14 protein-coding genes and 1 tRNA gene are annotated in these 12,516 nt (G+C 58.3%); 11 read left to right on the top strand and 4 right to left on the bottom strand.

Annotated elements, in window-relative coordinates; genetic code table 11:
* Positions 1–91 precede the first annotated feature (91 nt).
* From JS46_RS14485 to JS46_RS23470, 9 genes are all read left to right on the top strand, one after another.
* Positions 92–679 carry a recombinase family protein gene (locus JS46_RS14485; protein ID WP_033752535.1) on the top strand — a complete coding sequence of 196 codons (588 nt, stop codon included), beginning with the start codon at positions 92–94 and terminating at the stop codon, positions 677–679.
* An 81-nt stretch (positions 680–760) separates the two neighbouring features.
* Positions 761–1,930 (top strand): phage tail sheath protein, encoded by a 1,170-nt coding sequence (locus tag JS46_RS14480; RefSeq protein WP_033752533.1) that lies wholly within the window; start codon positions 761–763, stop codon positions 1,928–1,930.
* A 12-nt stretch (positions 1,931–1,942) separates the two neighbouring features.
* Positions 1,943–2,458: a phage major tail tube protein gene (locus JS46_RS14475; RefSeq protein ID WP_033752530.1), complete on the top strand. Its 516-nt coding sequence runs from the start codon at positions 1,943–1,945 to the stop codon at positions 2,456–2,458.
* Between the two features lie 54 nt (positions 2,459–2,512).
* A complete protein-coding gene (locus JS46_RS14470; protein WP_033752527.1) occupies positions 2,513–2,815 on the top strand; it encodes a phage tail assembly protein in 303 nt (100 codons plus the stop codon).
* Positions 2,812–2,952, top strand: coding sequence for a GpE family phage tail protein (locus JS46_RS24620; RefSeq protein ID WP_072010443.1), 141 nt, complete (start codon positions 2,812–2,814; stop codon positions 2,950–2,952). Before JS46_RS14470 ends, JS46_RS24620 begins: the two co-directional genes overlap by 4 nt.
* The gene (locus tag JS46_RS14465) at positions 2,945–5,629 is read left to right on the top strand and encodes a phage tail tape measure protein (protein ID WP_033752524.1); all 2,685 of its coding nucleotides are present in this window, start codon (positions 2,945–2,947) and stop codon (positions 5,627–5,629) included. Before JS46_RS24620 ends, JS46_RS14465 begins: the two co-directional genes overlap by 8 nt.
* Positions 5,629–6,114, top strand: a complete 486-nt coding sequence (locus JS46_RS14460) for a phage tail protein (protein ID WP_033752523.1) — start codon at positions 5,629–5,631, stop codon at positions 6,112–6,114. Before JS46_RS14465 ends, JS46_RS14460 begins: the two co-directional genes overlap by 1 nt.
* A complete protein-coding gene (locus JS46_RS14455; RefSeq protein ID WP_033752521.1) occupies positions 6,111–7,208 on the top strand; it encodes a phage late control D family protein in 1,098 nt (365 codons plus the stop codon). Before JS46_RS14460 ends, JS46_RS14455 begins: the two co-directional genes overlap by 4 nt.
* 62 nt (positions 7,209–7,270) lie before the next feature.
* On the top strand, positions 7,271–7,489 hold the full coding sequence (locus JS46_RS23470; RefSeq protein ID WP_072010442.1) for an ogr/Delta-like zinc finger family protein: 219 nt from the start codon (positions 7,271–7,273) through the stop codon (positions 7,487–7,489).
* 21 nt (positions 7,490–7,510) lie between these two features.
* Here the strand turns inward: JS46_RS23470 and JS46_RS23870 are convergent, their stop codons facing one another.
* From JS46_RS23870 to JS46_RS14440, 3 genes are all read right to left on the bottom strand, one after another.
* Positions 7,511–7,885, bottom strand: a complete 375-nt coding sequence (locus tag JS46_RS23870) for a hypothetical protein (RefSeq protein ID WP_033752520.1) — start codon at positions 7,883–7,885, stop codon at positions 7,511–7,513.
* Between the two features lie 124 nt (positions 7,886–8,009).
* Positions 8,010–8,085: transfer RNA gene (locus JS46_RS14445), tRNA-Ile, on the bottom strand.
* Positions 8,086–8,308: 223 nt separating this feature from the next.
* Positions 8,309–9,103 (bottom strand): SDR family oxidoreductase, encoded by a 795-nt coding sequence (locus tag JS46_RS14440; protein WP_033752518.1) that lies wholly within the window; start codon positions 9,101–9,103, stop codon positions 8,309–8,311.
* 132 nt (positions 9,104–9,235) lie between these two features.
* On the opposite strand from JS46_RS14440, the gene JS46_RS14435 reads away from it, so the two are divergent.
* Both JS46_RS14435 and mug read left to right on the top strand, forming a co-directional pair.
* Positions 9,236–9,826 carry a TetR/AcrR family transcriptional regulator gene (locus tag JS46_RS14435; protein ID WP_033752517.1) on the top strand — a complete coding sequence of 197 codons (591 nt, stop codon included), beginning with the start codon at positions 9,236–9,238 and terminating at the stop codon, positions 9,824–9,826.
* Positions 9,823–10,341 (top strand): G/U mismatch-specific DNA glycosylase, encoded by a 519-nt coding sequence (gene mug / locus JS46_RS14430; protein ID WP_033752515.1) that lies wholly within the window; start codon positions 9,823–9,825, stop codon positions 10,339–10,341. Before JS46_RS14435 ends, mug begins: the two co-directional genes overlap by 4 nt.
* A 63-nt stretch (positions 10,342–10,404) precedes the next feature.
* On the opposite strand, the gene rpoD is transcribed toward mug, so the two are convergent.
* Complete coding sequence (gene rpoD, locus JS46_RS14425) at positions 10,405–12,249, bottom strand: RNA polymerase sigma factor RpoD (protein WP_033752514.1); 1,845 nt, start codon at positions 12,247–12,249, stop codon at positions 10,405–10,407.
* Between the last annotated feature and the right edge of the window lie 267 nt (positions 12,250–12,516).

Below are 12,516 nucleotides of genomic sequence, written 5' to 3'. Positions count from 1 at the left end.
CTTCGCCTAAACCGAGGTTTATGAGAAGCAAACCACTGGCCCTGCACCGGTCCGCGCTGGCACACTTGCGGCCATTTGCGGAGAATTTGACGTGCTGATCGGTTACATCAGGGTATCAACAAATGACCAGAACACGGATTTGCAGCGTAAAGCGTTACAGAGTGCAGATTGTGAGCTGATATTTGAAGACAGAATGAGCGGTAAAACCAGCGACCGGCCTGGACTGAAAAAGGCGCTGCGCTGCCTGCAGCCGGGTGACACGCTGGTTGTGTGGAAGCTGGATCGGCTCGGCCGAAGCATGAGGCATCTGGTTACGCTCACCGAAGAACTGCGCGAGCGCGGCGTGAATTTTCGTAGCCTGACTGACAGCATTGATACCAGCACGGCCGCCGGACGGTTTTTCTTTCACGTCATGGGGGCGCTGGCTGAAATGGAGCGCGAGCTGATTGTAGAGCGCACCCGTGCCGGGCTGGCAGTTGCGCGTGATCGGGGCAGGATCGGAGGGAGGCGGCGAAAGATGACGGACAGTGTTGTGCATCGCGCCCGATGTATGCTGGCGCAGGGTGCTACGCTGCTGCAGGTGTCTCTGGTGCTGGACGTCTCGGTCAAGACTATTTACCGGTATATCCCCGCCGCTGAACAGGAAGCCCTTCGCAAAAGCAAACGCGCCATTGTGTGAATACCTGCACAATGCTTGCTGGGTGCGCCAGTGCCCGCCACCTTTCACCATAGCGGAACCCCTTTACAGGAGAACCGCCACATGGCTCAGGATTATCACCACGGCGTGCGCGTTGAGGAAATCAACGAGGGCACCCGAACTATTACCACCGTCAGCACGGCGATCGTCGGTCTGGTCTGCACCGGCGACGACGCCGACGCGGCAACCTTTCCGCTCAACCGCCCGGTGCTGCTGACCGACGTGCTCACTGCCAGCGGCAAGGCTGGTGAGTCCGGCACGCTGGCCCGCTCGCTGGACGCCATCGCCGACCAGTCCAAGCCCGTCACCGTCGTTGTACGCGTGCCGCAGGGCGAAACCGAGGCAGAAACCACCGCTAACATCATCGGCGGCGTGACCGACGGCCAGCGCACCGGCATGAAGGCGCTGCTGGCCGCGCAGGCCGTCTGTGGCGTCAAGCCGCGCATTCTCGGCGTGCCGGGACATGACACGCAGGCCGTTGCGACCGAGCTGCTGAGCGTGGCGCAGAGCCTGCGCGGCTTTGCCTACCTGTCGGCCTACGGCTGCAAAAGCGTAGAAGAAGCCATCGCCTACCGCGCCAACTTCAGCCAGCGCGAAGGGATGCTTATCTGGCCTGATTTCATCAACTTTGACACCGTGCTGAAAGCGGACGCGACGGCCTACGCCACCGCCCGCGCGCTCGGTCTGCGCGCCAAAATCGACGAGCAAACCGGCTGGCACAAGTCCCTCTCAAACGTCGGGGTGAACGGCGTCACCGGCATTTCCAAAGACGTGTTCTGGGACCTGCAGGATCCGGCGACGGACGCGGGCCTGCTGAACCAGAACGACGTCACCACACTGATTCGCAAAGACGGTTTCCGCTTCTGGGGTTCCCGCTGCCTGAGCGACGACGCGCTTTTTCAGTTTGAGTGTTACACCCGCACCGCGCAGGTGCTGATGGACACCATGGCAGAGGCGCAGATGTGGGCCGTTGACGGTCCGCTGAACCCGTCGCTGGCTCGCGACATCATCGAGAGCATTCGCGCGAAGCTGCGCAGCCTGGTGAATCAGGGCTACCTCATCGGGGCAGACTGCTGGCTGGATGAAAGCGTGAACGACAAGGACACGCTGAAGGCGGGCAAGCTGACCATCGACTACGACTACACGCCGGTGCCACCGCTTGAAAACCTGCTGCTGCGCCAGCGCATCACCGACCAGTACCTGGTCGATTTCAGCAGCCGCGTGAGCGCATAAGGAGACTGAAACATGGCATTACCCCGCAAGCTCAAGCACCTGAACGTGTTTAACGCAGGCAACAACTGGCAGGGGCTGGTTGAGTCCATCACGCTGCCGAAAGTCACCCGCAAGTTTGAGAAGTACCGCGGCGGCGGAATGGCCGGTGCGGTAGACATCGACATGGGCCTGGACGACGGCGCGCTGGATACGGAATTCACTGTAGGCGGCACCGAGGCGCTGCTGTTCAAGCAGCTGGGCACCGCCACCGTGGACGGCGTGCAGCTGCGCTTTACCGGCTCTATCCAGCGCGACGACACCGGCGAAGTGCAGGCGGTCGAGCTGGTCACGCGCGGCCGCTACAAAGAGCTGGATTCCGGCGAGTGGAAGACCGGCGATTCAAGCACCACCAAGGTGTCCGCGACCAACAGCTACGCCAAGCTGACCATTAACAACGAAGTGGTTTACGAGATTGACCTCGTGAACATGATCCACATCGTGGACGGCACCGACCTCATGGAAGCGCACCGTAACGCGCTCGGCCTCTGATAAACCCGGCAGGGGCAGCCCTGCCGCTCTGAAACGTATAAACGGAAAATAATTATGACCGACAAAACTACCGAAAAAGCTGTTGAGCTGGACACCCCCATTCTGCGCGGCAAAACCGAAGTTACCAGCGTGACCGTGCGCAAGCCGCAGGCCGGGGCGCTGCGTGGCATCCGCCTGCAGGCGCTGATGGACATGGACGTGAACGCGATGATGGCCGTGCTGCCGCGCGTCACGAACCCGGCGCTGACCGTGCAGGAAATTAACGAAATGGACCCCGCCGATCTGCTGTCCCTGTCGGTCGAGGTGATCACTTTTTTGTTGCCGAAGTCGGCGCTGTCAGCTTTCCCGACAGCCTGACGGTAGAAGATCTGGTAGCGGACATCGCTACCGTTTTTCACTGGCCGCCGCCGGTGATGTACGCGGAGTCTCTGACGGACGTGCTGGAATGGCGGCATAAAGCGATGCAGCGTAGCGGAGCCGGTGACGATGAGTGACACAAACCTGCGGCTGCAGGTGGTATTAAGCGCGGTGGATAAAATCACGCGCCCCTTTCGCAGCGCGCGCGACGGCTCTAAGGAGCTGTCGGCCGCGCTGAAGGCCAGCAAAGACGGCCTGAAATCCCTTAACGAGCAGGCGGGCCGCATTGACGGATTCCGCAAAACCCGCTCACAGCTTGCCATTACCGCCAACAACCTGAAGGCCGCCCGCGAGGAAGCGGCGCGCCTTGCCGTGCAGTTTACCGAAACGAACAGACCCACGGCGCAGCAGGCCCGGCTGCTTGAGCAGGCAAAGAACCGCGCCAGCCAGCTGCAGCAGACATACAACGGCCTGCGCCTGTCGGTGCAGCGCCAGCGTGAGGCGCTGAACGCGGCGGGCATTGACACAAAACAGCTGAGCGAGGCGCAGCGCCGGCTAAAAACGGACGCGCAGGCGGCAACCGGGGCCATCGAGCGCCAGCAGGCAGAGCTGCGCAAGCTCGGCGAGCGCCAGCAGAAGATACGCGACATCCAGGCACGGCATGAAAAGCTGACCGAGACGCGCAATAAGCTGGCCGGTAACGGCGCGGGCATGGTGGCAACAGGCGTTGCTACCGGCGCGACCCTGATGGCCCCGGTGCGCGCCTATGCGGATTCGGAGAACGCCGCGACGCAGCTGGCCGCCTCCATGATGGGGCCGGGCGCTAAGGTGCTGCCGGAGTATGAAAAAATCAACAGGCTGGCGGTGAGCCTGGGCGACAAGCTGCCCGGCACCACGGCGGACTTTCAGAACATGATGACCATGCTGCGCCGCCAGGGCATGAGCGCGCAGGCGATCCTGGGCGGGCTGGGTGAGGCGACGGCCTATCTCGGCGTACAGCTGCAGATGGCCCCGACCGATGCGGCGGAGTTTGCGGCGAAGCTGCAGGACGCCACGCAGACCAGCGAAAAGGACATGATGGCGCTCACCGACATTATTCAGAAGGGATTTTATGCGGGCGTGGATTCGGGAAACATGCTGCAGGGCTTTTCCAAAATCGGCAGCGCCATGGACATCATTCACCAGAAAGGGATCACTGCTGCGAGAACCTTCGCGCCACTGCTGGTTATGGCCGATCAGGCCAGCATGTCCGGCGAGTCGGCGGGCAACGCCTACCGCAAGATTTTTCAGGCAACGCTCAATAATAAAAAAATTGGTGACGCGAATGATGTATTGGCTGGCACAGGGATAAAGCTGAATTTCCAGAACAAAAAGGGACAGTTTGCCGGACTGGAAAATCTGTATGCGCAGCTGGCGAAGCTGAAGAAAATCACCAGCGACAGCAAGCGGCAGTCCGTTTTAAATACGCTGTTTGGTGATGATGCTGAAACCCTGCAGGCGCTGAACATCATGATCAGCAAGGGGATCGAGGGTTATCGGGAAACTGCTGCGAAGCTAGACAACCAGGCGACCCTGCGCGAGCGCGTAGACGCCTCGTTAAAGACGCTGTCAAACCGCTGGGATGCGGCGAGCGGCTCGTTTACTAATGCAATGGCTGCAATTGGTGAGACGGTCGCGCCAGTGCTTAAACAGGTGGCCGACTGGCTGGGAAATCTCGCTGGTGCATTAGGCACGTTTGTAAAACAGCACCCGCAACTGACGGCGGCGCTGTTCAAGATAGCGGCGGGATTTGCCATCGTGACAGCAGGGATAGGCGCGGCGTTGCTGGTCTTTGCGTCAACAATCGGCCCCATGCTGCTAATGCGTATGCTTATGAACAAGACGGGCCTTCAGGCATTTACCTCATTTGGGCTTATGCGCAAGGCAATTGGCGTAGTCGGTAACAGCGTGCTGTGGCTGGGGCGGCTGATGATGGCGAACCCCATTCTGGCCGTGGTCGGGCTGATTGCTATGGCGGCCATATATATCTGGCAGAACTGGGACACGCTGGGGCCGAAATTTGCCGCGCTGTGGGATGGCATCAGCACCAAAGTCAGCAATGTATGGACGGCCATCCGCACCTACATCAGCACCAAATGGGATGAAATCGTGGCCGATGTGAAGGCGCTGCCCGCGCGCTTTCAGGAAGCTGGCTCGCAGATGATTGATGGCCTGATGGCAGGCATCAGCCAGAAATGGGATGCGCTTAAAAGCAAACTGTCCTCACTGACTGATTACCTGCCGGACTTTCTGAAGCCCGGCAACGGCAAGCCAGGCACACCGGCGCAGGCAGCACGAACACGCCCGGCGCAGGTCACGGCAGACGGGAAAGTGGCGCTGCCGGCGGGCGGCTTTCCGGCTTTTCCGAGAATGTACGACACCGGCGGGCATATTCCGTCCGGGCAGTTCGGCATCGTCGGGGAAAACGGGCCCGAAATTGTGAACGGCCCGGCCAACATAACCAGCCGCCGCCGCACTGCCGCGCTGGCCGCCTCTGCCGCGCTGGCGATGGGCATGGCCGCAACGCCAGCGGCTGCGCGTCCGCTACATCCGATGAGCCACCCCGCGCAGACATACCGGCAGGAAGCGGCACGACCGCAGCCGGCGGCCAGTATGTCGCCCGTGACCGTTAATGCCTCTATCACGATCATGCAGCAGCAAGGGCAGAGCGCGCAGGACGTGGCGGACGAAGTTATGCGCAGACTTGAGGCAAAAGAGCGACAGGCAAAAGCCCGCGCCCGCAGCAGCTACCACGACAGAGAAGGAATTGAATAATGATGATGACGCTGGGGATGTTCGTTTTCATGCTGCAGACGGTCCCTTATCAGGAGCTGCAGATCCAGCGCAGCTGGCGGTTTCCGTCAAACAGCCGCGTCGGCGTGCGCTCGTCCCTCCAGTTTCTGGGGCCGGATAATGAAACGCTGACGCTTTCGGGCGTTCTGCTGCCGGAGATTACCGGTGGCAGGCTGTCACTGCTGGCGCTGGAGCAGATAGCAGAGCTGGGGCGCGCGTGGCCGCTGATAGAAGGAAGCGGCACCATTTACGGCATGTTTGTGATCGAGAGCCTGAGCCAGACCAAAGCGGAGTTTTTCAGCAGTGGCGTCTGCCGGCGCATTGAGTTCACGCTCACCCTGAAGCGCACCGACGAAACGCTGGGCGAAATGTTCGGCAGTCTGAGCGATCAGCTCTCAGCCATGAAGGGCGCGGCGACGGACGCCGCGGGTAAAGTTACCAGCATGATGGGAGGGCTGCTTTCATGAGCGCCACGAAATGGATAAACGGGCAGGCAAATTCCCCTTCTTTCAGGCTGACGCTTGAGGGCGCGGACATCACACAGAAGATTGAGAAGCGGCTTATGAGCCTGACGCTCACGGATAACAGAGGGTTTGAGGCTGACCAGCTGGACATCGAGCTGGACGACGCAGACTGCCAGCTGCTGCTGCCTCGCCGGGGCGTATCTCTGTCGCTCGCGCTCGGCTGGCAGGGTGAGGCGCTTTTTCCGAAAGGCACCTTTATCGTGGATGAGATTGAGCACTCCGGCACGCCTGACCGGCTGACCCTGCGCGCCCGCAGCGCCGACTTCAGGCAGACGCTCAACACTAAGCGTGAAAAATCATGGCACCAGACTACCGTGGGCGACATCGTGAAAGACATCGCCGGGCGACACAAGCTGAAGATCGCCCTGGGTGATGATGTAGCGAAGATGGCCGTAGATCACCTTGACCAGACCAACGAGTCAGACGCCAGCTTTCTGATGCGCCTGGCCAAACAGTCAGGCGCGATAGCCTCTATCAAAAACGGCAATCTGCTGTTTATACGCCAGGGGCAGGGAAAAACGGCAAGCGGTAAGGCGCTGCCGGTGATAACCATTCAACGCAAGGACGGCGACAGCCACCGCTTTACTATGGCTGACCGCGACGCCTACACCGGCGTGATTGCCAGCTGGCTGCATACCCGCGAACCGACAAAAAAACCGGTGGCGAAAGTAAAGCGCAGGCGGAAAAAGACGACAAAGAAAAAAGAGCCAGAAGCCAAGCAGGGCGATTACCTGATCGGAACGGATGAAAACGTCCTGGTGCTGAGCCGTACCTATGCAAATCGGGCCAATGCAGAGCGCGCGGCCAAAATGCGTTGGGAGCGCCTGCAGCGCGGGGTTGCGTCATTTTCTATACAGCTGGCTCGCGGCCGGGCAGATCTCTACACCGAAATGCCGGTAAAGGTGAGCGGCTTCAAGCAGCAGATAGACGCGGGAGAATGGATTGTAACGACGCTTACGCACAGCCTCAGCGCGGACAGTGGCTTTACAACAAGCATTGATCTTGAGGTAAAAATAGACTCATTGGAAATGGAATAAGAAGTATCCCAATTGGGTTTTTTTGTGTACTATCCACCCAAAACGAGATGCGAGGTTTAGTTATGATGAATTGTCCATTGTGTGGGAACGCGTCCCATACGCGCAGTAGTTTCCAAGTTTCTAAAACGACTAAAGAGCGCTACAACCAATGCCAAAACCTTAACTGCGGCTGTACCTTCAAATCTCACGAGACAGTCGCAGACATTATAATGAACCCTGGAAAAGTTAAACCTGTAACGCCACATCCGGACAGGAATTTACAGGGTGGACTCTGGCTGTAAGAGTAGCCCGCGATAGCGGGCTTATAATTCTGAAGTGCGCGATTCAATGAATTTTTTACTTTCGTCAAAGCCTAAAGCTCCTGCCTGCTTACACTCTTTCCCCCCGCCGCTAAATTCGAACCCCTGATCTTGTGTTGAATTCAGGATGCGCATTGATGTAATTAGTTTTTCATCCCAAGGATGAACAAAAATCGTGTTGCAGATTCCTGAAAAGAAGAAATAGGCAGAGTCTTTATTAACCATGGATTTTCGAAGAGTTAGGGATAAAACTCCATTTCTCAAAACATAATTATCATATTGATACGTTTTAAGCGTTTTTTCGACCTGCTCAGGTATCGGCGCAGCTACGGCGGTTAGGGCAGGAAGCATAGATAGCGCCAGAAGAAATTTTTTCATGTGTGAGTTGCCAGATTGATGTGAGGAAAAAAATCTGCTGCCATTTTGCTGCCAATGACAGCGGCATCAACGAAAAAGCCACCAAGAAAAGGTGGCTTAAATGCTTGATTTTAAAGCTAAAATTTGGTGGCCCCTGCTGGGTTTGAACCAGCGACCAAGCGATTATGAGTCGCCTGCTCTAACCACTGAGCTAAGGGGCCAGCGGAGCGGGGATTATAATGTATCTGTTTAAGGCAATCCAGCACTCCCTCGCCAGATGCTGAAAAAACGCTCATCACATGAGTGCTTGATTAAACTAAACATTTCCAGAACACATGGCCTAATTTTACCTGTACCTTCCAGCAAAAGCGGGTAAGCAAACCCGCTCAGGCCCGTCTCTGATCGGGTTTTTACCCTCGCTCCCATCTGAAAAGCATCAACTTCTCACTCCCGATAGCGCGTCGCCGACTGGCTCAGGGAAAGATAGGGCAGCATCGCGCCGCGCGCCCGGTCATACTCCTGCCACAGCGCGATCTCCTCCAGCGCCGGGATGGTCACCGCTTCGCCCGCCTCCAGCCCCGCTAGCGCGGCATCCACCATCTCTTCCACTTCCATAATCATACCGGCCGGCAGCTCGTCAATCGACTTGCCGGAGCGGTCGAAGATCTCTGTCCGCGTAGCGCCTGGCAGGACGGCCTGCACCTGCACGCCGCTGTTCTCCAGCTCGCGCTGCATCGAGCGGGTCAGCGTCAGCACAAAGGATTTGCTGCCGTTATAGGCGCCGTTGAACATCTCATGCATCAGCGAGAGCACCGAGGCGACATTGATAATCACGCCGCGTCCGCGTGCGCGAAACGCATTGGCCGCCGCATGCGCCAGGCGGGTAGGAGCGATGATGTTGAGCGCCAGCATGGTCTGAATGCGATCGATATCGGCGTCGATAAACTCGCCGTCGACGCTCATGCCGGCGTTATTTGCCAGCAGGGTAATCGCCGTGTTGTCCCGCAGCTCCTGCTCGACGTGCAGCAGATCGTCCGCATCGGTCAGATCGGCGCGCAGAATACGTGCTTCAATCTGATGCTGCTGTTGCAGCGTCTGCGCCAGCGTCTCCAGTCTCGCCTGGTCGCGCGCCACCAGAATCAGATCGTAGCCGCGCGCCGCGAGGCGTCGTGCGTAGGTGGCGCCGATACCGCTGGATGCGCCGGTGATTAAAGCAAAGCCTTGCGATGATGCTGACATGGTAAACCTCTGTTGTATGATGGTTGTCATATTTATAGTTAATATGACGATCGTCATATGCATCGTCAAGCTGGAATATGATGGTCGTAATAATTACTATGAACAGCAGAACCTATCAGCGGGAAAAGAGCGATGGATAAACAGAGCCATAAGGCGCGCACGCGGCAGCGCATTCTGGATGAGGCAGCGCGGGTAATGCGCGAATGCGGCACGGAAAGCATCGGCGTGGCGGCGCTGATGAAGCGCGTCGGGCTGACGCACGGCGGCTTCTATGCGCACTTCGACTCGCGCGAGGCGCTGGTGCAGGCGGTTATCGCCGAAATGTTCACCGACTCAACGCAGCGTATGGCGCCGCTGTGGCAGGGCGTGGATCCGGCCGCGCGGCTGAGCGCGTTGATAGACTACTACCTTTCGGAGACGCATCGCGACTGCCGCGCCGAGGGCTGTCCGGTGCCCGCGCTGGTCAGCGAGGTCGGCCATCTGCCGGAAGAGGCGAAAACTGTCTTTACCCAGGGCGTGACGTCGATGCTGCAGCGGTTAGGCGAACTGCTTGCCGAGCTGGGACAGCGCGACGCCGAGGCACTCGCCAGCAGCCTGCTGGCTGAGATGGTCGGCGCGCTGGCGCTGGCGCGCGCCTGCTCCGATAAAGCGCTCTCGGCGGCCATGCTGGCGCGCAGCCGCGAGGCGTTGAAGCGCCGCACCGGACTGGAGCAGGCGGCATGAGCGAGCACAATATCAGCGACATCATCGCCCTTGGGCTGGAAGTGCTGTTCTGCGGCATTAATCCCGGCCACTCCACGGCGCACACCGGCTATCACTTCGCGCATCCCGGCAACCGCTTCTGGAAGGTGCTCTATCTGGCTGGCTTTACCCGGGAGCAGCTCCGGCCCGAAGAGGAGCAGCGGCTGCTGGAGACCGGCTGCGGCATCACCATGCTGGTAGAGCGCCCCACCGTGCAGGCGAATCAGCTGGCCGCTGAGGAGCTGCGCGACGGCGGCGCGCGCCTGACCGACAAGGTGCTTAACTACCAGCCGCGCGTGCTGGCGATCCTGGGCAAAGACGCCTTCAAGCGCGCCTTTAATCAGCGCAAGGTGGAGTGGGGCTTACAGGGCATTTTTATGGGTAAGACTCAGGTCTGGGTGCTGCCTAATCCCAGCGGGCTGAATCGCGCCTCGCTCGACGAGATCGTCGAGGCATACCGGCAGCTCTATGATGCGCTGCAGCAGGGCGTGAAATAGCCGGTAGCGAAAAAAGGGCAATAAAAAACCCCGGCGAGCCGGGGTTTTTTTAACGCTAGCGGATTAGTCGTCCAGGAAGCTGCGCAGCACTTCCGAACGGCTTGGGTGGCGCAGCTTACGCAGCGCTTTTGCCTCAATCTGACGAATACGCTCACGCGTAACGTCGAACTGTTTGCCCACCTCTTCCAGCGTATGGTCGGTGTTCATATCGATGCCGAAACGCATGCGCAGCACTTTGGCTTCGCGCGCGGTCAGGCCCGCCAGCACGTCGTGGGTGGCTGAACGCAGGCTCTCGGATGTTGCAGAGTCGAGCGGCAGCTCCAGCGTGGTGTCTTCGATAAAGTCGCCCAGATGCGAATCTTCGTCGTCGCCAATCGGCGTCTCCATAGAGATAGGCTCTTTGGCGATTTTCAGCACTTTGCGGATCTTGTCTTCCGGCATCAGCATGCGCTCGGCCAGCTCTTCCGGCGTCGGCTCGCGGCCCATCTCCTGCAGCATCTGGCGCGAGATACGGTTGAGCTTGTTGATGGTCTCAATCATATGCACCGGAATACGGATGGTACGCGCCTGGTCGGCGATAGAGCGGGTGATCGCCTGGCGGATCCACCATGTCGCATAGGTCGAGAACTTGTAACCACGACGGTATTCAAACTTATCAACCGCTTTCATCAGGCCGATGTTGCCTTCCTGAATCAGATCGAGGAACTGCAGACCGCGGTTGGTATATTTTTTCGCGATTGAAATCACCAGACGCAGGTTCGCTTCCACCATCTCTTTCTTCGCACGACGCGCTTTCGCTTCGCCGATAGACATGCGACGGTTGATATCTTTTACCTGCTCGATGGTCAGGCCGGTCTCTTCTTCGATCTGATGCAGTTTCTGCAGGCAGCGCATCACATCTTCTTCCACTTCTTTCAGCTTTTCTGACCAGGGTTTATTCATGGCCAGCGCGGCTTTGAACCAGCTCTCGCTAGTCTCGTTGCCGGTAAACAGCGTGATGAAGTTTTTCTTCGGCATTTTGCACAGTTCAACGCACAGCTTCATGATGATGCGCTCTTGCGTACGCACGCGCTCCATCATCTCGCGCATGTTGTTCACCAGGTAGTCGAACTGCTTCGGCACCAGGCGGAACTGCTTAAAGACGTCAGAAAGGTTCTGGATCTCTTTTACTGCGTCAGCATGGCTGCGACCTTTGCTCTTGATAACAAGGCGGGTCGTTTCATACTGCGTGCGCAGCTCGACGAATTTCTCGCGCGCCAGTTCCGGATCGATCGAGTTATCGTCGTCGGAGCTGTCGTCTTCGCTCTCTTCGTCTTCATCTTCGTCATCGTCGCGGTCTTCCTGAGACAGCTCGGAGCCGACGTGGGTGGCGGTAGGCGCCAGATCTTCTTCAGCGTTTGGATCCACGAAGCCGGTGATCAGATCAGAGAGGCGAGATTCGCCTGCTTCGACTTTATCGTACTGCTCCAGCAGATAGGTAATGGCTTCCGGATATTCCGCAACCGAACACTGTACCTGGTTGATACCGTCTTCGATACGCTTGGCGATGTCGATTTCGCCTTCGCGCGTCAGCAGCTCAACGGTACCCATTTCGCGCATATACATGCGCACAGGGTCGGTGGTGCGGCCAATTTCAGATTCTACGCTGGATAACACCTGAGCGGCGGCTTCCGCGGCATCTTCGTCAGTATCGGCGCTGTTTTCGTTCAGCATCAGATCGTCGGCGTCAGGGGCTTCTTCCACCACCTGAATACCCATATCGTTAATCATCTGGATGATGTCTTCGATCTGATCGGAGTCGACGATATCTTCCGGCAGATGGTCATTGACCTCAGCATAGGTCAGATAGCCTTGCTCCTTACCACGGGTGACAAGCAGCTTAAGCTGTGACTGCGGGTTTTGCTCCATAAGACGGTATCCACACTTCTGTTAATTAGATTGGTGTCGGTCGGCAGCGAGCCAACTATAACAGTGAAGGCGTTGTATTATTGCCGCTGCCTTCGTCGCGGCCAGGGCTTTTGCCCCTCATATATCGGCACTTAAGCCGCTTTGTATTCTGTTCGAGGCTACGCCTCTGTTGCTGTGCGTTCTGGCCTGTCTGCCAGCGCGCTCTGAACTGGCCGGCTTCGTCGCCCCAGTCGTGCTAACAGCGCGCGCTGCGTAATGCCAAATTCG

The organism is Pantoea sp. NGS-ED-1003 (assembly GCF_000738765.1).
Classification (GTDB): domain Bacteria; phylum Pseudomonadota; class Gammaproteobacteria; order Enterobacterales; family Enterobacteriaceae; genus Pantoea; species Pantoea septica.
The sequence above is the reverse complement of the archived record's forward strand: the minus strand, read 5'-3'. Positions and strand labels throughout refer to the sequence as shown.

Coding starts and splice junctions, on each gene's coding strand:
- JS46_RS14480 (WP_033752533.1), top strand. CDS start 761: ATGGCTCAGGATTATCACCACGGCGTGCGCGTTGAGGAAATCAACGAG.
- JS46_RS14475 (WP_033752530.1), top strand. CDS start 1,943: ATGGCATTACCCCGCAAGCTCAAGCACCTGAACGTGTTTAACGCAGGC.
- JS46_RS14470 (WP_033752527.1), top strand. CDS start 2,513: ATGACCGACAAAACTACCGAAAAAGCTGTTGAGCTGGACACCCCCATT.
- JS46_RS14465 (WP_033752524.1), top strand. CDS start 2,945: ATGAGTGACACAAACCTGCGGCTGCAGGTGGTATTAAGCGCGGTGGAT.
- JS46_RS14460 (WP_033752523.1), top strand. CDS start 5,629: ATGATGATGACGCTGGGGATGTTCGTTTTCATGCTGCAGACGGTCCCT.
- JS46_RS14455 (WP_033752521.1), top strand. CDS start 6,111: ATGAGCGCCACGAAATGGATAAACGGGCAGGCAAATTCCCCTTCTTTC.
- JS46_RS23470 (WP_072010442.1), top strand. CDS start 7,271: ATGATGAATTGTCCATTGTGTGGGAACGCGTCCCATACGCGCAGTAGT.
- JS46_RS23870 (WP_033752520.1), bottom strand. CDS start 7,885: ATGAAAAAATTTCTTCTGGCGCTATCTATGCTTCCTGCCCTAACCGCC.
- JS46_RS14440 (WP_033752518.1), bottom strand. CDS start 9,103: ATGTCAGCATCATCGCAAGGCTTTGCTTTAATCACCGGCGCATCCAGC.
- JS46_RS14435 (WP_033752517.1), top strand. CDS start 9,236: ATGGATAAACAGAGCCATAAGGCGCGCACGCGGCAGCGCATTCTGGAT.
- mug (WP_033752515.1), top strand. CDS start 9,823: ATGAGCGAGCACAATATCAGCGACATCATCGCCCTTGGGCTGGAAGTG.
- rpoD (WP_033752514.1), bottom strand. CDS start 12,249: ATGGAGCAAAACCCGCAGTCACAGCTTAAGCTGCTTGTCACCCGTGGT.